Origin of the sequence: Pedobacter montanisoli (assembly GCF_022809115.1) — a bacterium.
GTDB classification, from domain to species: Bacteria; Bacteroidota; Bacteroidia; order Sphingobacteriales; family Sphingobacteriaceae; genus Pedobacter; species Pedobacter montanisoli.
Genome location: NZ_JALGBH010000002.1, coordinates 1,490,343 through 1,510,328, shown reverse-complemented (window position 1 = coordinate 1,510,328; position 19,986 = coordinate 1,490,343). Strand labels below are relative to the sequence as shown.

General features: G+C 36.2%; 18 protein-coding genes. 10 read left to right on the top strand and 8 right to left on the bottom strand.

Annotated features, from left to right (window positions below; all coding sequences use genetic code 11):
• Positions 1 to 13 precede the first annotated feature (13 nt).
• Positions 14 to 2,482 carry an endopeptidase La gene (lon, locus tag MMF97_RS14365; RefSeq protein ID WP_243363245.1) on the bottom strand — a complete coding sequence of 823 codons (2,469 nt, stop codon included), beginning with the start codon at positions 2,480 to 2,482 and terminating at the stop codon, positions 14 to 16.
• A gap of 264 nt (positions 2,483 to 2,746) precedes the next feature.
• On the opposite strand from lon, the gene MMF97_RS14360 reads away from it, so the two are divergent.
• Entirely contained in the window at positions 2,747 to 3,373 is a 627-nt protein-coding gene (locus MMF97_RS14360) for a tetratricopeptide repeat protein (protein WP_243363244.1), read from the top strand.
• Positions 3,374 to 3,417: 44 nt separating this feature from the next.
• Here the strand turns inward: MMF97_RS14360 and MMF97_RS14355 are convergent, their stop codons facing one another.
• Positions 3,418 to 3,744 (bottom strand): DUF3276 family protein, encoded by a 327-nt coding sequence (locus tag MMF97_RS14355; RefSeq protein WP_243363243.1) that lies wholly within the window; start codon positions 3,742 to 3,744, stop codon positions 3,418 to 3,420.
• Positions 3,745 to 3,844: 100 nt separating this feature from the next.
• Positions 3,845 to 5,626, bottom strand: a complete 1,782-nt coding sequence (locus tag MMF97_RS14350) for an ABC transporter ATP-binding protein (protein ID WP_243363242.1) — start codon at positions 5,624 to 5,626, stop codon at positions 3,845 to 3,847.
• 120 nt (positions 5,627 to 5,746) lie between these two features.
• Between MMF97_RS14350 and MMF97_RS14345 the strand changes: the two genes are divergently transcribed.
• From MMF97_RS14345 to MMF97_RS14325, 5 genes are all read left to right on the top strand, one after another.
• A complete protein-coding gene (locus MMF97_RS14345) occupies positions 5,747 to 6,835 on the top strand; it encodes a Glu/Leu/Phe/Val family dehydrogenase (RefSeq protein ID WP_243363241.1) in 1,089 nt (362 codons plus the stop codon).
• 85 nt (positions 6,836 to 6,920) lie between these two features.
• Complete coding sequence (gene nusB / locus MMF97_RS14340; RefSeq protein WP_243363240.1) at positions 6,921 to 7,841, top strand: transcription antitermination factor NusB; 921 nt, start codon at positions 6,921 to 6,923, stop codon at positions 7,839 to 7,841.
• Positions 7,842 to 7,848: 7 nt separating this feature from the next.
• On the top strand, positions 7,849 to 8,286 hold the full coding sequence (locus tag MMF97_RS14335; protein ID WP_243363239.1) for a DUF1573 domain-containing protein: 438 nt from the start codon (positions 7,849 to 7,851) through the stop codon (positions 8,284 to 8,286).
• Positions 8,287 to 8,309: 23 nt separating this feature from the next.
• Entirely contained in the window at positions 8,310 to 8,624 is a 315-nt protein-coding gene (yajC, locus tag MMF97_RS14330) for a preprotein translocase subunit YajC (RefSeq protein WP_243363237.1), read from the top strand.
• A gap of 111 nt (positions 8,625 to 8,735) precedes the next feature.
• Complete coding sequence (locus MMF97_RS14325; RefSeq protein WP_243363236.1) at positions 8,736 to 9,635, top strand: MBL fold metallo-hydrolase; 900 nt, start codon at positions 8,736 to 8,738, stop codon at positions 9,633 to 9,635.
• A gap of 230 nt (positions 9,636 to 9,865) precedes the next feature.
• Here the strand turns inward: MMF97_RS14325 and MMF97_RS14320 are convergent, their stop codons facing one another.
• Positions 9,866 to 11,410 carry a M20/M25/M40 family metallo-hydrolase gene (locus MMF97_RS14320; protein ID WP_243363234.1) on the bottom strand — a complete coding sequence of 515 codons (1,545 nt, stop codon included), beginning with the start codon at positions 11,408 to 11,410 and terminating at the stop codon, positions 9,866 to 9,868.
• Between the two features lie 185 nt (positions 11,411 to 11,595).
• Between MMF97_RS14320 and MMF97_RS14315 the strand changes: the two genes are divergently transcribed.
• Together MMF97_RS14315 and MMF97_RS14310 are read left to right on the top strand one after the other, a co-directional pair.
• A complete protein-coding gene (locus MMF97_RS14315; protein WP_243363233.1) occupies positions 11,596 to 12,594 on the top strand; it encodes a phosphatase PAP2 family protein in 999 nt (332 codons plus the stop codon).
• Between the two features lie 46 nt (positions 12,595 to 12,640).
• Entirely contained in the window at positions 12,641 to 13,699 is a 1,059-nt protein-coding gene (locus MMF97_RS14310) for an NAD(P)-dependent alcohol dehydrogenase (RefSeq protein WP_243363231.1), read from the top strand.
• A 153-nt stretch (positions 13,700 to 13,852) separates the two neighbouring features.
• Here MMF97_RS14310 and MMF97_RS14305 read toward each other — a convergent pair whose 3' ends face one another.
• A complete protein-coding gene (locus MMF97_RS14305) occupies positions 13,853 to 14,581 on the bottom strand; it encodes an N-acetylmuramoyl-L-alanine amidase (RefSeq protein ID WP_243363230.1) in 729 nt (242 codons plus the stop codon).
• 132 nt (positions 14,582 to 14,713) lie between these two features.
• Positions 14,714 to 15,559 (bottom strand): acetyl-CoA carboxylase, carboxyltransferase subunit beta, encoded by an 846-nt coding sequence (accD, locus tag MMF97_RS14300; protein WP_243363228.1) that lies wholly within the window; start codon positions 15,557 to 15,559, stop codon positions 14,714 to 14,716.
• Positions 15,560 to 15,729: 170 nt separating this feature from the next.
• Between accD and fbaA the strand changes: the two genes are divergently transcribed.
• Positions 15,730 to 16,809 (top strand): class II fructose-bisphosphate aldolase, encoded by a 1,080-nt coding sequence (fbaA, locus tag MMF97_RS14295; RefSeq protein WP_243363226.1) that lies wholly within the window; start codon positions 15,730 to 15,732, stop codon positions 16,807 to 16,809.
• A 78-nt stretch (positions 16,810 to 16,887) separates the two neighbouring features.
• Positions 16,888 to 17,313 (top strand): GNAT family N-acetyltransferase, encoded by a 426-nt coding sequence (locus tag MMF97_RS14290; protein WP_243363224.1) that lies wholly within the window; start codon positions 16,888 to 16,890, stop codon positions 17,311 to 17,313.
• 270 nt (positions 17,314 to 17,583) lie between these two features.
• On the opposite strand, the gene MMF97_RS14285 is transcribed toward MMF97_RS14290, so the two are convergent.
• Positions 17,584 to 18,249, bottom strand: a complete 666-nt coding sequence (locus MMF97_RS14285; RefSeq protein WP_243363223.1) for a response regulator — start codon at positions 18,247 to 18,249, stop codon at positions 17,584 to 17,586.
• 11 nt (positions 18,250 to 18,260) lie between these two features.
• Complete coding sequence (locus tag MMF97_RS14280; protein WP_243363221.1) at positions 18,261 to 19,901, bottom strand: tetratricopeptide repeat-containing sensor histidine kinase; 1,641 nt, start codon at positions 19,899 to 19,901, stop codon at positions 18,261 to 18,263.
• Positions 19,902 to 19,986 lie beyond the last annotated feature (85 nt).

The following is a 19,986-nucleotide window of genomic DNA, read 5'->3' as shown; positions in this document are numbered from 1 at the left end:
TGGAGCAGATCGCTTAATCAACTTTATCAGATTTTATACTCAGATCAATAGGGTCTTTAACTTTGTCTTTGGTTAAAGCTACATCTATTACTTCTTTCATTTCGCTAACATAGTGAAATTTAAGGTCTTTAATGTAGTCTTCTTTGATCTCGAGAATATCTTTTCTATTTGATTTGCATAGAATAACTTCTTTGATGTTCGCTCTTTTAGCAGCAAGGATTTTCTCTTTGATACCGCCAACAGGCAAAACTTTGCCACGTAAAGTGATTTCGCCGGTCATAGCTAAATTTGATTTTACTTTACGTTGTGTAAAAGCAGAAGTAAGCGCTGTTAACATGGTTATCCCGGCCGATGGTCCATCTTTAGGTGTGGCACCTGCCGGAACGTGTATATGCACATCAAAATGATCAAATAATCTGTGATCAATGTTGAACTTAGCAGAATGTGCCCTTAAATAAGCCAGTGCAATTACTGCTGATTCTTTCATTACCTCACCTAAATTACCAGTTAAGGTCAGCTTACCTTTACCTGGGCTTAAGCTTGCTTCTATAAATAAAATATCGCCTCCAACCTGTGTCCAGGCCAGACCAGTTACTACGCCTGCAACTTCATTGCCTTCATACAGATCTTTATCAAAAATAGGGGCACCTAAAATACGTTCAACATCTGCATCATTTAAGCTGATGTCATGCGTTTCTTCCATAGCTATTTTGGTGGCTGTTCCTCTCACCAAACTACCAATTTTCTTTTCTAAACCCCGTACACCACTTTCTCTGGTATAATCTTCAATTACCTTTTCAATCACACTGTTTTTAAGTGTAATGTCTTTGCTTGCCAAACCATGCGCCTCACGCTGTTTGGGTAAAAGGTATTTTTTGGCAATTTCTATTTTCTCCTCTATGGTATAGCCGTTTACTTCTATAATTTCCATACGGTCTAACAATGCAGGCTGTATGGTGCTTAATGTATTTGCAGTAGCAATGAACAATACGTTAGACAAATCGAAATTAGTTTCTACATAGTGATCATTGAATTCGTGATTTTGTTCTGGATCTAATACCTCAAGCAGGGCAGAAGAAGGATCGCCTCTAAAATCGGAACCAACTTTATCGATCTCATCCAATACAAAAACAGGGTTTGCAGCTCCGGCTTTTTTAATAGACTGTATAATACGTCCCGGCATAGCGCCAATATAGGTTTTGCGATGTCCGCGTATTTCGGCTTCATCTCTTACGCCGCCCAATGCCATACGTACATATCTGCGGTTAAGCGCTTTGGCTATAGATCTTCCTAAAGAGGTTTTTCCTACTCCGGGAGGGCCCACCAAACATAAAATAGGCGCTTTCATGTCTTTTTTAAGCTTTAAAACCGCTAAATATTCTATGATACGTTGCTTAACTTTCTCGAGCCCGAAATGGTCTTTATCTAAAGTGCGTTGTGCACGTTTAAGGTCAAAATTATCTTTGGTAAAGTTGTTCCAAGGTAAATCCAACAACAGCTCCAGGTAATTCATCTGTATAGAATAATCAGGTGCCTGAGGGTTCATCCTGCCTAATTTCTCAAGTTCTTTGTCAAAGTGCTCTGCAGTTTCTTTAGCCCATTTTTTCTTTTTGGCGCGTGTTTTTAATGCTTCAAATTCCAGGTCTATAGAGTTGCCGCCTAATTCTTCCTGAATGGTTTTTAACTGCTGATTTAGGAAATAATCACGTTGTTGCTTGTCTAAATCGGTTCTTACTTTAGATTGGATCTGATTTTTTAACTCGAGCATTTGCAGCTCGGTGGTAAGCAGATCCATGATCATCTCGGCACGTTTGCGCAAATTGTTCATTTCGAGCATTTTCTGCTTCTCTTCAACATCGGCATTCATATTTGACGAAATGAAGTTGATCAGGAAAGAAGTGCTTTCAATGTTTTTCAATGCAATGGCTGCCTCGCTTGGAATGTTAGGCGAAAGCTGTATGATCTGCGTTGACATTTCACGGATGGAAGCCACCAGTGTTTTAAATTCTTTGTCTTCTCTATGCTTGGTTTCGGTAAACTTGGCCACAATGGCTTTAAAGAAAGGTTCAGATTGAACTTCCTGTACCAATTGAAAGCGTTGTTTTCCTTGTATGATTACAGTAGTATTGCCATCGGGCATTTGCAGCATTTTAATAATTTGCGCTATTGTACCCACTGTGTTAAGTTGATCAAAAGTAGGATCTTCTATAGAAACATCTTTTTGAGAAACTACTCCTATAACTTTATCGCCTTTGTAGGCTTCTTTGATCAGTTTAATGGATTTATCTCTGCCTACCGTAATAGGAATTACAACACCTGGAAATAAAACGGTGTTTCTGAGCGGGAGGATAGAAAGTATTTCAGGAGTTTCCTCGTTATTCATATCTTCTTCGTCCTGCTGCGACATGAGCGGAAAAAACTCAGTGTCTTCACTTATGATCGGTAATGCGTTGCTAAAATCGAAAGGATCTTGTTTGCTCATTAAATTTTATATATATGATTAAACGCCAATGTGGCAGTTTATGATTGACTAAATTATTTTTTGTTACAATTTTCTAAAATTCAACTCTTGTGCCAAAGCATATAGAAGCTGTTGGTACTGTAAAAAAGTCAGTATTAAAAAAAAGAATATGTCTATCATATTTAACACTTTTTTACGTTAAAAGAAGCAAAGATTATCGTAAAAGATGTATTTTGCACTTTCTTTGCAAAGATTTTTTATATATTTAGATAAAAGAACCCTTAAATGGTAAAAGTTAAAAAAAGTTTATTGCTAGGCGCCATTGTATGTTTAGCTGCGAATAGTTTTGCGCAAAGTAATTTTGAGAAGCTTGGTGCTCAGGCCTGGATGAAAGGAGACTTTAAAACTGCTGTTGTACAATTAGAAAAAGCAGACAGTAATGACCCATCTAATATTAACGTGTTAAAAATGTTAGGCTATTCTTATTTTCAATGTGCTGATTATGAGAATGCGGTGGGTACTTATACCCGCCTTGTAGCCTTGAAAACGGACGATTATTCTGCCTATTACTACAGGGGCAAAGCGTATTTAAATATAGCCAACGCTTCTAAAGAGGATATGAGCCAGACCCGTGATAACCTTTATGCAAATGCCATTAAAGATTTTACCAAGGCGATGGAAATTAATGGTGAAGAAGATATTCAGATCTTGCAAAATCGAGGCATAGCTTACAAAGATTATGGCATTTTTAAATCGTATAAGATTAAAAAGGCGGTTGATAAAACCAATTGTGTGGCCTTGCTGAATAAATCTATTAATGATTTTCAGAAAATCATGACTATGCAACCACTTAGAAAAGATATTGTATCTCTTATAGATTATGTGAAGGCGCAAATAGCCAGCTTGAAATAAAAAAAATCCCGGAAAATTTTTCCGGGATTTTTTATGAAGTTTTATTAAAAAGTAAAATCGTCAGCTTCAGATCTTGAATTGAATTCTCCGTTTTCAGAGTATTCATAGCGTTTTTCAACTACATCCTGATGAGATTTGATATATTCAACAGTTTCTGTTAAACCTTCTGTAAACTTTTCGAAATCTTCTTTGTACAAGAAAATTTTATGCTTTACAAAAACACCATCCTCTAATCTCTTTTTGCTCTCAGTTAACGTAAGGTAATAATCGCCCGAACGTGTTGCTTTTACATCAAAAAAATAAGTGCGTTTACCTGCTCTTACTTTCTTTGAAAAAACTTCTTCTCTCTCTTTGTTGTCGTAATCTCCCATTGTAATGTGTGTAGTATTTGGTTTTTGGTTGGGGTAAATATAAAATATTAATTTTCAAAGTTCAAAAAGAATGTAAAGTAAAATCGCATTCTTAAAAAAATTATTGTTCTTCTTCTAAAAGTTGATTTCGGTAAATTTCTGCATATACCTTATTATTGGTAAGTAGTTCTATGTGTGTACCCTGTTCCACAATGTGCCCATTATCAAGGACAATGATCTTGTCTGCATTTTTAATGGTAGATATACGGTGGGCAATTACCACACAGGTTTTGTTTTGCATTATCCTGCCCAGATTGCCTAAAATTTCTTCTTCAGTTTTGGTATCTACGGCCGAGAGGCAGTCATCTAGAATAAGTATTTTCGGTTCCTTAACCAATGCTCTGGCTATAGAAACCCGTTGTTTTTGTCCGCCAGACAGCGTAATACCCCTCTCGCCCAGTAAAGTATCAAACTTCTCTTTCAAGTACATGATGTTGTGGTAAACGGCTGCGTTTTTGGCTGCGTTTTCAACCTGGTTAAAAGAAACCTGATCCAGACCAAAAGCAATATTGTTCTTAATGGTATCAGAGAATAGAAATACTTCCTGCGGTACAAAGCCAAGCTCATTACGGTAAGCACTTAAATCCAGACTTCTTACATCTGATCCGTCAATTTCAATGCTGCCCTGCTCAACATCGTACATCCGCATCAGCAAGTTGGCAATGGTCGATTTTCCTGATCCTGTTTTACCGATAATGGCTAGAAATTTTCCTGGTTCTATTTCAAAATTTACATCTGATAGCGCTTTGATGCCCGTATCAGCATAAGTAAAACTAACGTGATTAAATCTGATACCTCCTTTAAACGGTTGTATGGTTTGAGTACCCGATTTGATTTCGGGTTCGAGGTGTAAAAATTCGTTGATCCGCTTTTGCGATGCTGCGGCTCTTTGGATTAGCGTGGTTACCCAGCCCAGCATCGTAACCGGGAAAGTAAGCAGGTTAATGTAGATAATAAACTCTGCAATATTACCAGGTGTTATGGTGCCTTCTATAACCTGTTTACCGCCAATAAAAACGGTAATAATGGTACTGATACCTACCAGCAACAGCATAGCCGGAAAAAACAATGCCTGCACTTTTACCAAACCCATAGCACTGTGCTTATAAGTATTGCTTTCTACGGCAAAAACCTGTTGTGCATAAAATTCTCTTACATACGCCTTAATTACACGTATGCCCGAAAATCTTTCCTGCACAAAAGACGACAGCTTTGAAAGTTGTTGCTGTATGCTTTCACTTTTCCGGTTTATAGATGTGTTAACATTATAAATGATCAGTGTTAAAACAGGCAAAGGTAAAACCGCATAAAAAGCCAGTTTTGCGTTTACCAGAAACATAAAGGTCAAAGCTGTGATAAAGAGTACGATGGTATTGGTTGTGTACATAATGGCAGGTCCTACATACATACGTACCCGGTTTACATCCTCAGTGGCGCGGTTCATTAAATCGCCCGTGTTATTTCTGCGGTAAAAACCTAAACTTAATTTCTGGTAATGTGCATAAATCTCATTTTTCATGTCAAATTCTATGTGACGTGACATCAGTATGATGGTTTGTCGCATAAAAAAAAGAAATAAACCTCTTAACAGATATAGAAGCAGAATAAGCAATGCAAAGAACAGGAGACCGTAACCAAAAATATCGTAAGCCAGACTTTGTTGATTAAAGCCATTGAAGAGCCTGTATATGCTGATGTTAGCTGTAATTAAATTGAAAGCATGAGCCACTACTTTGGCCGGAACAACCTGGAACATGTTAGATATAATTACGAAGATTAACCCCGGAATTATCCTCCATTTATATTTGATAAAATATTTGTTGAGATACAGCAGCTCTTTCATGTTGGTGTAAAGGTAACAAAAGCAGAAATTTTGTTCAAAATATTTAAAAATCAAACAAAAATGTTTTTTTTGTAGTTGTTTATAGTACTTTTGTAGGCTCGACGCTTCAAACTATTTGGTATGTCTGTTCATAATGCGAATTTCCCTTCAGTTTTAGATCAACTGGCCGCTTCTGGCCATAAAAAAGTTGTTTTTTGTAACGATCCAGATACTGGTTTAAAAGCCATTATTGCCATTCATGATACTACTTTAGGGCCCGCTTTGGGAGGTACCCGTATGTGGAATTATGTTTCGGAAGCTGAAGCGCTTGAAGATGTATTGCGCCTTTCAAAAGGCATGACCTACAAATCTGCAATTACCGGGCTAAACCTTGGAGGAGGTAAGGCTGTGATTATTGGCGATCCGCGTAAGATGAAGACCGAAGCGCTGATGCGTAGTTTCGGCAGATTTATCAAAAATCTTAACGGTGAGTTTATTACTGCCGAGGATATGGGAACCACCACCCGCGATATGGAATTTATACGGATGGAAACAGAGTTTGTAACCGGGGTTCCTGAATCTATAGGTGGAGCGGGTAATCCGGCGCCATTTACGGCAAAAGGTGTTTTTTTAGGTATAAAAGCCTGTGTTAAAGAAGTTTTTGGTACAGATATGTTGGCCGGAAAATCGGTAGTGGTACAGGGGACCGGAAATGTAGGCGAGAACCTAGTAGAACTTTTAAGACAGGAAAACGTTGAAGTTTACGTAAGCGACATTAATGAAGAACGTCTTCAAATGATCGCTCGAAAATATAAAGCAAAACCTATAGAAGCGGATAAGATATTTACTATAGGAGCCGATATTTATGCGCCATGTGCTTTAGGGGCAACGGTAAACGATAAAACCATTAAGAGCATGAAATTTGCCATTATTGCAGGTTCTGCAAATAACCAGTTGGCAGATGAGCAGGTACATGGGCAAATGCTTTTAGATAAAGGAATTTTATACGCTCCTGATTATCTGATCAATGCAGGCGGTTTGATTAGTTGCTATTCTGAACTTACAGGCTTTGGGAAAAAACGTACCATGCAGTTAACAGAAAATATCTACGACGCTACAAGAGAAGTCATCAAGCTTTCAAAACAAGAAAACATTCCTACAAACAGTGCTGCGGCACATATCGCCGAAAAGAGAATTAGCGATATCAAAAAAATTAAATCTTCATATTAAAACATAAAAACACACAATTAAATAATAAAAAAAATCGTTCTTACATTTATTTATGCTAAACAGAAGGCACTTAAGAATTAAAGCCATGCAAAATATTTTTGCCTGGTACACCACAGAAAAAAAAGATGTAGTTAGCAGTCAGAAGCTATTGATGCAAAGTATTGATGATGTATATGAAATGTACATTTCTATGCTTGCTTTAATTGTAGATATTACAGAATATACTGCTCATGACGCTGCCGAAAGAGCTAACAAGCATTTACCTACACATGAAGATCTAAACCCTAACCAAAAACTTTTACATAACAAATTTGCTAATGTTTTAAAGCAAAATCCTGAGTATGTGGCTTTGGTTAAGAAATATGGAATTAACTGGTTCTCAGATCCCGAACTGATCAAAGCAGTTTTTAATAAACTTAAAGAATCTAAAGAATATCAATCTTATTTAGCCGAAGATTTTGAGGAAACTTTAGAGAGCTCTAAAGAAATCATCAAATTCATTTTTAGAAAAATGCTGTTGAAAAATGCCAATGTAATTCAGGCATTTGAAGATAATTTTATCAATTGGCCTGTTGACAGAGAAGTGATGCAGGGCATGGTGGCTAAAACGATTAAAAACTTTGTTTCTGATGACCCTTTTGAGAATAAACTTACACCTATAAGTGCAGATTGGACAGAGGATAGCAGATTTGTAAAAGATCTTTTTGCTTATACGCTGAAAAATGAAGATAAATACCAGGAACTGATTGCCGAGCGTACCAAGAACTGGGAATCTGAGCGTATTGCCTTAATGGATACTATTTTAATGAAAATGGCCATTTGCGAACTGATGAATTTTCCTTCTATACCGGTTAAGGTTACCATTAACGAATACTTAGATTTATCAAAAGATTACAGTACACCGAAAAGTAATACTTTTATTAATGGTATATTAGACAAAATTTTAAATGACCTGAAGAAGAACAACAGCATTAAAAAGGTTGGAAGAGGCCTGATAGACGAATAATTTGCAAATGAAAAAAGTTATAACAGGAGTTTTTATTGCCATCAGCTTAATGGCTTGTAAAAATAACGGGAAAACTACCGCAGGTTCAGGTAATGAACAGCAGGTTGCAGAAGTATCATTTGAAGATGCACCAAAAGTTACTGTAGAAAAAGCGATCTATGATTTTGGTACCATTAAACAAGGTGAAAAAGTGCATTATGACTTCAAGTTCAAAAATACAGGTAAAACCCCGCTGATTATATCAAGCGCAAATGCAACCTGTGGCTGTACCGTACCAGAATATCCCAAAGATCCCGTTAAACCAGGAGAAGAGGCTGTAATTAAAGTTATTTTTGATAGCCATGGAAAAATGGGTAAACAGGACAAAGTGGTAACCATTACTTCAAATGCCCAGCCGGTTTTTGAGGAATTGCATTTAGTAGGTGAAATAGTAGAAAATAAGTAGAATCAATTTAAAACACAATTTATATGTTATTAACAGTAATCTTACAGGCAGGAGGAAATCAATTATTTAATACCATACTTCCTATGGTATTAATTATGGTCGTTTTTTATTTCTTTATGATAAGACCACAAATGAAAAAAGCTAAAGAACATAAAAAGCTTGTAGAAGACCTTAAAATAGGTGATAAGATCATTACCACTGCTGGTATTCACGGAAAGATCGTAGGATCTAATGACACTACTTTCTTAATTGAAGTAGAAGGTGGAACTAAAATCAGATTTGATAAATCTGCGATATCTTTAGACGCTACAAAAGCTGCAGCTAAATCTGCTAATTAAAATATATTTCAGTACATGTAAGCCGCTTATTAAGCGGCTTTTTTGTTTTTATAGAAATTGATAAAGGCAAAATAAAATGCTAAATTTAATATCAGTTTAGCGTGTAATGTTATGAACAGAAGAAATTTTATACAGCAATCTACTTTATCGGCACTTGCTCTGGCGCTCTTTAAATCAGATGCATTTGCAGGCAGGGGCAACTTTCAAAACTTTAAATTTGAAACCCTGCGTAACAATATTGGTTTTTTTACAGAACAGGGTGGTACTATTGGCTGGTTTAACAGTCCGGATGGTTTTCTGGTTATAGATGCGCAATTTCCGAATTCTGCACCTCATGTTATAGCCGAACTCAAGAAACTCGGAGACAAGCCTTTTAAGTTTTTGCTGAACACACATCATCATGGCGATCATACAGCCGGTAATATTGCTTTTAAAGGTCTGACAGAACATGTAGTAGCTCATAAAAATTCTTTGGAAAACCAGAGGAAGGCTGCTGAAAAAGCAAATAATCTTTCGAATCAATTGTTACCTGATACTACATTTGAGAAAGACTGGAATGTTAAATTAGGGAAAGAAAAAATTTCAGGACATTATTTTGGTGCAGGTCATACGAATGGTGATGTGATTTACCATTTTGAAAATGCCAATATTGTTCATACGGGAGATTTGGTCTTTAACCGCAGATATCCATATATAGATCTCGAAAATGGCGCAAACATTGGAAACTGGATCGTGGTATTGGAGCAGATACAGAAGAAATTTGATAAAGACACCATTTTTATATTTGGTCATAGTTTAGAGCCTTATAAAATAACAGGTAATAAAGATGATGTAAAAGCTTTTCAACATTACCTGCAATCTTTGTTAAGCTTTGTTTCCAAAGAAATTAAAGCGGGAAAATCAAAAGAAGAGATCTTAAAAACTACGCAGATTCCTGGTGTATCAGAATGGAGTGGAGACGGCATACAAAGAAGTTTGACAGCCGCTTATACTGAGCTTACAAGGGTTTAAATAAAAAAGGAGGTTGCCTCCAATTCTTGAGATTCGTCATTCTGAATTCCTCGATTGAATTCTGGACAAGTTGTTTCAGAATCTGAAGCATATTTGTATCTCTACAAAGAGACCCTGATCTGACGACCAAATTTTGAGACAGCCCTTACACCAAACTTACAAGGCTTAAATAAAAAAAGCTGTGGTTGATAATCCAACCACAGCTTTTTTAAGTAAAACGATTTTTAGGTTTAGTCGATACCGCCTTTACGTGTAGCTTTTTGCTGTTTAGGCCATTCAGTTGCTTTCCCTGTACGTGGGTTAGCCGGTAACTCAGCTTTTTCACGAGAAGTTCTTTCAGGATCTTCACAAGCCATATATACCAAGATAGCCGCTAAAACCACGTTATTTCTGATCTCATCAAAAACTAATTTATCATAAGAGTCGCGGTTGGTATGCCAGGTATAGGTGCCATAATCCCAGCTGGTAGAGCTTAGTGAAAAGCCTGGAGCTCCTACAGCTACAAATGAAGCAAAGTCTGAACCACCTGCGCCTGGCATGCCAGGGAAACTGGTTTTGATCTGGTTCTTAATGGTATCAGGTACTTTTTCTAACCATTTAGTGATATAGTCCTTAGCTTTGGCAAAACCCTGTCCAGAGATGTTTACTACACGTCCGGTTCCGTTATCCTGGTTAAATAACGCTTGCAGGTTGTCAATTATTTTAGGATTGTCTTCCACAAAAGCACGAGAACCGTTTAATCCTTGTTCTTCGCTGCCCCAGTGACCAACTAAAATGGTTCTTTTAGGATTAGGATAGAATTTTTTCAGGATACGCATGGTTTCCATCATTAAAATGGTTCCTGATCCGTTATCGGTAGCTCCACTTGCGGCATCCCATGAATCTAAGTGAGCAGATAACATTACATACTCATTTGGTTTTTCTTTTCCTTTGATTTCTGCAATGGTATTGAAAGTTGGTACTACACCGTTTTCTTTAGATTCAGATACGATATTAACCACTGGTTTAGAACCGAATTTAGCTAAACGATAAACCAATCCGTAATCTTCTACAGAGAAGTTAACTGTAGGTATTTTTTTGGTGTTTGCGCCAAAAACTTTATCTACACCAAAACCTTGCGACCAGTTGTTGATTACAATAGCTGCTGCTCCTGCATTTTCTAACGCAAGAGCTAATGCTTTTGCATTTAAACCTGTTTTAGCTAAGTTCTGGCTAAAACTTCTGGCTGCATCAGCTTTTTCTTTTTTATATTTTTCAAAAAGATCTTTGGTAGCAAACTTCTCCCAGTTATCATCAGGGCGACCAGAAATTTGATTATGTGAAATTAAAACCACTTTACCTTTTACATTTGGTAACCATTTTTGAAATGATATAGAATCTGTAATAACTTCAGGTAAAATAATGGCTTCGGCTTTAATGGCTTTTCCATTTGTAGATGGACTCCATGCCAATTGAGTGGCTTCAAGAGTTCTTAAACGAGGGCTTATTAAATCTACGTGGGTAACACCGCGTTCCCAGCCACGCCATTCGCCCCATTTTTCATTTTTTGCAGATATATTCCACTCTCCGTATTTTTTTACGACCCAATCATTAGATTGTTTCATTTGAGGACTTCCCACTAAACGTGGTCCAACCACATCCATCAATTCGTGAGCTAATTTTTCAAGCTGTGAATTTTGGCTGGCCTCTTTAACAACATTTTCTACAAACTTATCCTGTGCAAAAGCGAAGGAAGATGTAAACAGAAAAAAAGCAGGTAAAAATTTTTTAATCATGTTTAGGATAATTAGATAAAAACAAAGGAACTAAAATAGCAATAAAGAAATGGATAAGCTTTTTAATAATAGAAATGTTGCATTATAAGCCCACGCAAGCGGGTAAAAATTTAATTATATTTTAATTCCTGTTTCAACTGTTTTATGAGTTACGGAAATGTTTTTTTGTTAGTTTTATAGGGTAGATGAAAAAAACACTTTTATTGACTATCCTTTTATTGTGGGGTAGCTTTGGTTTTGCGAAAACAATAGACAGTTTAAATTTAACAAGTGATAGCATCCTGATTTCTGAAAAGCGTAAACAGTATTATCAGATAACAGATAACAGGGTTTTGATATACCAAAGACCCAAATTATCAGATGCGGTTAATAACATCCCTAAAAACTTTATCAATAGCGCCTTAGATCTGGTATCAAAATCATATTATCCTTATTCTTTAGCAGCGTTGGGTGCTACTGCGGCGATGGTACCGGCAGACCCCTGGCTCATTAAAGAAAGCCGTAATCTTGGTGAAAGCCTAGGTTTGTCAGAAGACCATTATTATAAAAATCTGGGATTTTTAAAGATCATCCCAGGTAATGTAAATTCTGCATTTTATTTTTTGGGAAATGGCACCACCGTATTTTTAATCAGCGGCGGACTTGCGACTTATGGTCTTATTCAAAACGATTATCGTTCTTTAAGTACATCTCTGCAATTGATAGAAAGTTTAGTCGTAACAGGCTTATTTGTACAGCCTTTCAAAAGGCTTAGTGGGAGAGAAAGTCCTTTTGTGACTGCAGGTGATGGAAGAACGCATAGTAGATGGCATTTTGCACCAAGCTTTAAAGAATACCATCACCATACCTCTAAATATGATGCCATGCCTTCGGGGCATTTAACCACAGCCATGTCTGCTTTGGTGATCATTGCAGAGAATTATCCTGAAAAAGTTTGGATTAAACCAGTTGGTTACAGTTTATTGGGTGTTTTATGCTTTGAAATGATGCAGAGTAAAGTGCATTGGGGTTCAGATTATCCTATTGCTCTGTTGTTAGGTTATGTAATTGGAAAAAATATAGCCGGAGAAAGAATAGTTAAAAAAGAGAATAATATGGCTGGTAGAGCAAAAAGATATAAATTGCAATTTACAGCATCATCTGTAGATGCCATGCAAACCATAGGATTGAAATTAAAAATGTAAACATAAACGTTGTGTTATACGTTTAAATACCATAAAATCAAAGAAAATGAATACATATACCGTAAAAGCTTTTGGAACTGAAGCGGCTGATGCTGACTTAAAAGAGCTGAAAATTGAACGCAGGGAAATCACACCTACAGATGTTGAAATAGAAATTCTGTATTGTGGGGTTTGTCATTCAGATCTGCATACAGCAAGAAATGATTGGGGAGGAACAAAATATCCCTCTGTTCCGGGACATGAAATTGTAGGTAAAGTAACCCGGGTAGGAGCAGAGGTAAGCAAGTTTAAAGCGGGTGATCTTGCCGCCGTAGGATGTCTGGTAGATAGTTGTCGTACCTGTGATAGTTGTAAACAGGATTTGGAACAATATTGTTTAAATGGGTTTACAGGAACTTACAACGGAAAAGATAAACATCTGGGTACACACACTTTTGGAGGATATGCCGAAAAAGTGGTTGTAGATGAGCATTTTGTATTAAAAGTGCCTAAAAATTTAGACTTGGCAGCAGTTGCACCGTTACTTTGTGCAGGCATTACCACCTGGTCGCCATTGCGCCATTGGAAAGTAGGCCCAAATTCTAAGGTAGCAGTAATAGGTCTGGGTGGTTTAGGACACATGGCTATAAAATTGGCTAAGGGATTAGGTGCAGAAGTTACCTTGTTTTCGAGAACTCCCGGTAAAACCGAGGATGCAAAAGCGCTAGGTGCAGATCATGTGGTTATTTCTACAGATGAGGTACAAATGCAGGCCGTGAAAGGGAAATTTGATCTTATTATTGATACAGTACCTTATGTACACGATGTTAATCCTTATGTAACTACGTTGAATATAAATGGAACTATAGTGCTTGTGGGTTATTTAGGTGGTCTGGAACCTATTTTAAATTCTGTGCCTATGATTATGGGGAGAAAATCTGTTGCCGGTTCGGTAATAGGTGGCATAGCAGAAACACAGGAATTATTGGACTTTTGTGGGGAAAAAGGAATTGTTTCTGAAATTGAACTGATTAAAATGCAGGATATCAATGAAGCTTATGAACGTATGCTGAAAAGCGATGTGCGTTATCGCTTTGTAATTGATATGGCAAGCCTTAAAAACTAAGGATGTATTGAAACTCAAGATGAATGCTGACTTGTATCAGGGCTAAAAGCTATGGGCAATTATATCAGAATTCGTTTTGAGTTCATATTGTTAGGAATACTGAAACGACTTGTTCCGAATTCAATCGGAAAGTTTAGTATGACGGTATTTAAACTATTTAAATCCTTTTTCTTCCAGCCACTTAGCCAATTCTATTTTTATAGTCTGGCCTATTTTCTTTTGATTTTCAGGATACTCTAAAAAGGTTTTACTGATACCCATATCACCGATTTCTAATAATACCCTGTATTTGGCTTTATTTACATTTTCATCTAAACTGTAAAACGCTTTTTTGCCTGTGTTTTTACAGACATAATCGTTACGTCCGGTCCAGCTGTCAAATAATACACCTTTATTAATTAAGCCGGTTGCTTTTGATACAGCATTTACCAGTCTTGAGGCCAATTCCTTGTTTTCGGCTTCATAAGAGTCGCCCTCATGTATAAAACCCCATATAGCATGCTGATTGGTGCCACCATTATTGTGCAATGCAATAAAAACATCAGCATTTAGTTCATTGGCCTTATTAATTTCATAAGCGTAACCTGATAATTTACCATCTATTACTGCCGAAGTATGCTCTACCACCGTATTACTGCCCACATTGGCATGATGCAGGTTAGGTTGGTTTAAACTCCACACTTTGTGCTCATTGAGCTTAGGTTTTTGTTTCATGGCCGCTTCTGCAATGGCATTACAGGTTAAAGCTTCGCTAAAGTCTTTACCTGTGTCTGTTTGGTGAGAAGGCTGCCATACAATCACGGTTTTTTTAGACTTGTTTTCAGGATAAATAAAGCTACTTAAAGCCAAAAAGGCTAAACTTAATGTAAATAAACGTTTCATTTTTGCATTGGTTTTGGTTAAAGATATGGATTTTTTAATACTGACCTTAACCCAATGTGGTGCATAAAGAAAAAGCAGGCTTACATTCAAAAAAATGTGAGCCTGCTTTTTTTAAATTTAATAGGATTGGAATTAGTTTTTCATCATTTTCAGGAAGTCTGCAATTTTATCTTTCATTTCTCTCCTGTCAACAATAAAATCAAGGAAACCATGTTCCAATACAAATTCTGAAGTTTGGAAACCTTTAGGAAGATCTTTTTTAATAGTTTCTTTAATTACACGAGGTCCGGCAAAGCCAATTAATGCACCTGGTTCTGCAATATTGATATCACCCAGCATAGCATAAGAAGCCGTTACTCCACCTGTTGTAGGATCGGTAAGTAAAGAAATATAAGGTATTTTGGCTTCGCTTAATAAAGCCAGTTTAGCTGATGTTTTGGCCATCTGCATTAATGAAAATGCAGCTTCCATCATACGTGCCCCTCCTGACTTTGAAATCATCAGGAATGGAACTTTGTGCTTTAAACTGTAATCTATAGAACGGGCAATTTTTTCGCCAACCACAGAACCCATAGACCCCCCAATAAAGTTAAAGTCCATACAGGCAATCATGATATCTTCGCCATTTATTTTCCCATGTGCAGCACGGATAGCATCTTTAAGCCCTGTTTTTTGGGTAGTTTCTGCTAAACGTGAAGTATAAGGTTTGCTATCTATAAAATGCAGGGGATCGCCCGAAGTTAAATTGGGAAATATTTCAGTAAATTGATTGTTATCAAATAACACATTGAAATATTCTTTAGATCCTATTCTTAAATGGTAATTGCAATACATGCAAACCCATTTGTTTTCTTCTAAATCGGTTGTATGCAGCGCTTTTTTACAGCTCGGGCATTTATTCCACAAACCATCAGGCGCTTCTTTTTTTTCTTGGGTGCTCGTGCTTATACCCTTTTTCTCTCTTCTAAACCAGGACATGTTATTTTAAAAAAATGAGACTACAAAGAAACAAAAAAAAAAATTAACACAATAATAGTTTTAACGCCATCTTAGTGTATATTGTACAATATCTAATCGTTTAAATGGTCTAATATTATTGAATGTGAGATTAATTTTTTAACTTCGAAACATATAAATCTAAAATAAAAATGAGTTTAAAAGGTTATAAAGGCGTAATTTATGGCGCTGCTGTAAAGGAATTATTCGAGATAGCTAAACAACATCAGTTTGCATTACCAGCTGTAAATGTTACCGGAACCAATACTATAAATGCTGTTATGGAAGCAGCAAAGAAAGTGAATTCGCCTGTTATGATACAATTATCAAACGGTGGAGCTCAGTTTTATGCAGGTAAATCATTAAACAACGATAATTTACAGGCCTGTGTATTGGGTGCCGTATCGGCTGCAAAACATGTGCATTTATTGGCCGAACATTATGGCGTTGCGGTTATTTTGCATACAGATCACGCAGCTAAAAAGTTATTGCCATGGATAGACGGACTTTTAGACTATGGTGAAAAGTTTTTTGCTGAAACCGGAAAACCTTTATTCTCATCACACATGCTAGATCTTTCTGAAGAACCTATTGAGGAAAACCTGGAGATCAGTAAAAAATATCTTGAGCGCATGAGCAAAATGGGTATGACTATTGAGATTGAGCTTGGCGTAACAGGAGGTGAGGAAGACGGAGTGGATAACAGTGATGTGGACAGCTCTAAATTATATACCCAACCAGGCGAAGTAGCTTATGCTTATGAAGAATTAAGTAAAGTAAGCGATAGATTTACCATTGCAGCAGCTTTTGGTAATGTTCATGGTGTATATAAACCAGGTAATGTGAAATTACAGCCTGTTATTTTAAAGAACTCGCAAGATCATATTAAACAGAAATTTAATTTGTCGGCTGCAAAACCGATTAATTTTGTATTCCATGGTGGTTCAGGTTCATCTCAGGAAGAAATCAGAGAAGCTATTTCTTATGGAGCTATTAAAATGAACATTGATACCGATTTACAATGGGCCTTCTGGGATGGTGTTTTAGGTTATTATGGTAAAAACGAAGCTTATTTACAAGGACAGATCGGTAATCCTGAAGGTGAGGATAAACCGAATAAAAAATATTATGATCCACGTGTGTGGCTACGCAAAGCTGAAGAATCATTTGTTAACCGTTTAATGGTAGCTTTTGAAGACTTAAACTGCGTTAACGTTAACGATAAACTTTAAGCAAGATACTTTTAATATACAGGCACAATTGAATTCAATTGTGCCTTTTTTATTCATTTAAATACAGATTTTAAATATATGGGAACCGTAAGGGTTGTAAAGGCCACCACCAAAGAAGATTTAGAAAAAGTGTTTGCCATACGTAGAACAGTTTTTGTTGATGAACAAAATTGTCCGCCTGAAATTGAGTACGCAAATGAAGAAGAATCTATTCATTTTCTGGCCTTATCAGATCAGCAACCATGTGCTGCATGCAGATGGCGTAAAACAGATCTGGGCTATAAATTAGAACGGTTTGCCGTGCTTAAAGAATTCAGAGGTAAGGGGATTGGTGCAGCTTTGGTATCGACTGTTTTAGCTGATCTACCCGCTGATGCTCATTATGTTTATTTGAATTCGCAGGTAAATGCAGTGGGGTTGTATGCTAAATTTGGTTTCGAGGCCGAGGGTGAAGAATTTGAAGAAGCGGGGATTAAACATTATAAAATGGTCAAACACTTCTAAACTTATTATAATGTAAAAGCCCAACCCGATTATCGGGTTGGGCTTTTTAATCAGTTCAAATAATTAGGTAGATGAAAAATTAGTTGAACTTTGAGCGCTTTTTTAGTATTAATTCTCTGGTTATAAAACTTATTCCTTTACTAACACTTCAAAGTTAAACACAATAATGAAGACAGTTTTACGGGAAACCGTAATTATTGTTTTTTTATAAAATTATTTTGAATTGGGTTTAACGGAAGAATTGTGATAGCCCGAGGAGGTGCTCAGTAATTAGATGATGCCCATGTCTTTACAAAAAGCCACAAGTTGCTCATTTTTAGAAAGATCTAAGACTTCTTTCATTTGGTTGAGGCGCTTTTCTATGCTGCTTAAACTTGAAGGTTTAATCTTGTTGCTTTGCAAATAAACAGGAATATCTTTTTGCAACATGCCATTTGATAAGAGAGAAATTATTTTGATATCGAAATCAGTAAATTCATAACTGTTTTTCTCTTTGATGTTCTGGTGTATTTCTGTACTGATGTATCTTTTTTCGCAATAAATGGTCTTTATGGCTAATCTTAATTCTTGTGCATCATAACGGGCTTTTCTAACATAACCGTCAATATTCAGTTCGTTGAAAAGTGTATCCATAATTGCAGCTTTATTTTCTGCCGAAAATACCAGGACTTTAAGCTGAGGTTGTACATTTTTTGCAGCTCTGATCAATTCAATGCCATCATTAATTTCCTGTTTAACATGGTCTTCTTCAAAGTGAATATCTGTGATCAACAGATCAAAAGGCTGATCTTCATACAATGCCTTTTTAATTCTGGTTAAAGCATCATCACAGTAATAAACATAATCTTTGTTTGTTATCTCAAGATCTGTCAGTGTTTTCTGCACCGAGATATTTGCACTTTCATGATCTTCTGCTATGAGTATTCGTCTGAACATTATTTTAAATCTTATAATCGCGGGAATGATAGCTGAATTTTTAAGCCTTTTTCAACTCCCAAATTAAAATTAATGACTCCGCCAATACTTTTAATACGGTTTCCCGTATTATTGAGTCCGTTTTTAAATTTTGTTTGCTTTGAAATGCCAATACCGTTATCTGCGTAGTTGATATGTACAGCATTATGATGATTTTCAAAGCGTATAACCACATTGGTGGCCTTACTATGTTTTTTCATGTTAACCATGAGTTCCTGTAAAATATGCTCAATCTCATATTTAATAGTGGCATCAACTTTCTTCCACAGATCTGTAGTATTGCCTACTATCAATACCTTAGTATTTTCTGTGGCGAAAGATTTGAGGAGATTTGAAATCTTTTCATTAAAATTCTTATCTGTATATTCTAACTGTTCGTATGAAATATCTCTTGATTTTTCATACAGGGCTTCCATTTCATCAATGAGCGTATGATCTTCAGATTGCTGATTCTCGAGTTTAGACATGATCCTGTAAAGACCATTGGCTACCACATCATGTACTTTTTTAGAAGTTTTTAACTGACTTTCTCTAATCGTATTCTGCGTTTCCATTTCCAGCCTTTGTTTTCTCTTTTTATACCAAATGAAACCGGTAACCGATAAGAGGAGTATACTGAAAATCAAAACAGATATCTGGTATTTCTTATCTGTATTTTCTTTTTGCAGTTTTAAGATATCGGCTTTGTGTCTTTCAGTTTCATAGCGTATAAGAGCAAATTGGTTTTTAGCTGCATTGCGGGCAGTTTGAAGACTATCGTTTAAGTTGTGGTAAATTCCAAAATATTTTTTGGTAAGTTGGGTTGGGCTAAATTTTATGAGTTTCTGAAGCGCTTGGAGCTGATCGTCAGGGCTATTGATCTGTTTCGAAACTTCATACATTTTATTGGCATAAAATAAAGCTGTATCTAAATTTTGATTTTCATAATAATCAGCAAGATGAGCATAACTTGCATTCTGTCCCCATAAATCATTTTCTTTTTCTCTTATTCTTAATGAATGCATTAAGCCTGGCTTTGCATTATAAGCTGGGTTTTGTAACCATTTTGCCCAAGTAAGATTATCTAATACCTGTGCAAATTTAGATTTGTTGTTTCTGATTGTGTTGTTAATCAGGAGTTTTTGTAAAATTTTAATGGCTGATTTGTAATCTTTCTGGTCAATAAGTGCTACCGTAATATTATTCTGATAGAGCAAAATGTTTAAACTGTCTGTGCTAACACTAACTGCTTTAGAGTACCAGTATAAAGCATCTTTATAGTTTTTCAGGTTATTCTTTGCTATAGCGATGCTGTTATATACACCGGGTAGATATTTGTTATCATTTTGAAAATAATTAATAGCCTTTATCGCACTTTCTTCGCTTCCAAAATAATCACCCTGATCACATTGAATAATAGCCATATTGGCATAAGCTTTAGCTATTAATGGGCTGTCAGTATTATAAGTGGTTACTTTAGAAAAATACAAAAATGCGCTGTCCTGATTTTGGTTATCACGATACTCTATGGCCTTATCATAATACAAGTTATTGCTTGCCGCATCCTGTTTCTTGCCCTTTTGATAACAACCGATAATAACAACGGCAAAAATGAGAATAGTGAACTTTTTCAATGGTGATTTGTTAATCACCTAATTTATAAAATAAATAAATAATATTGAATTTAATAAATTAAGGCAGGTAACACCTGCCTTAATT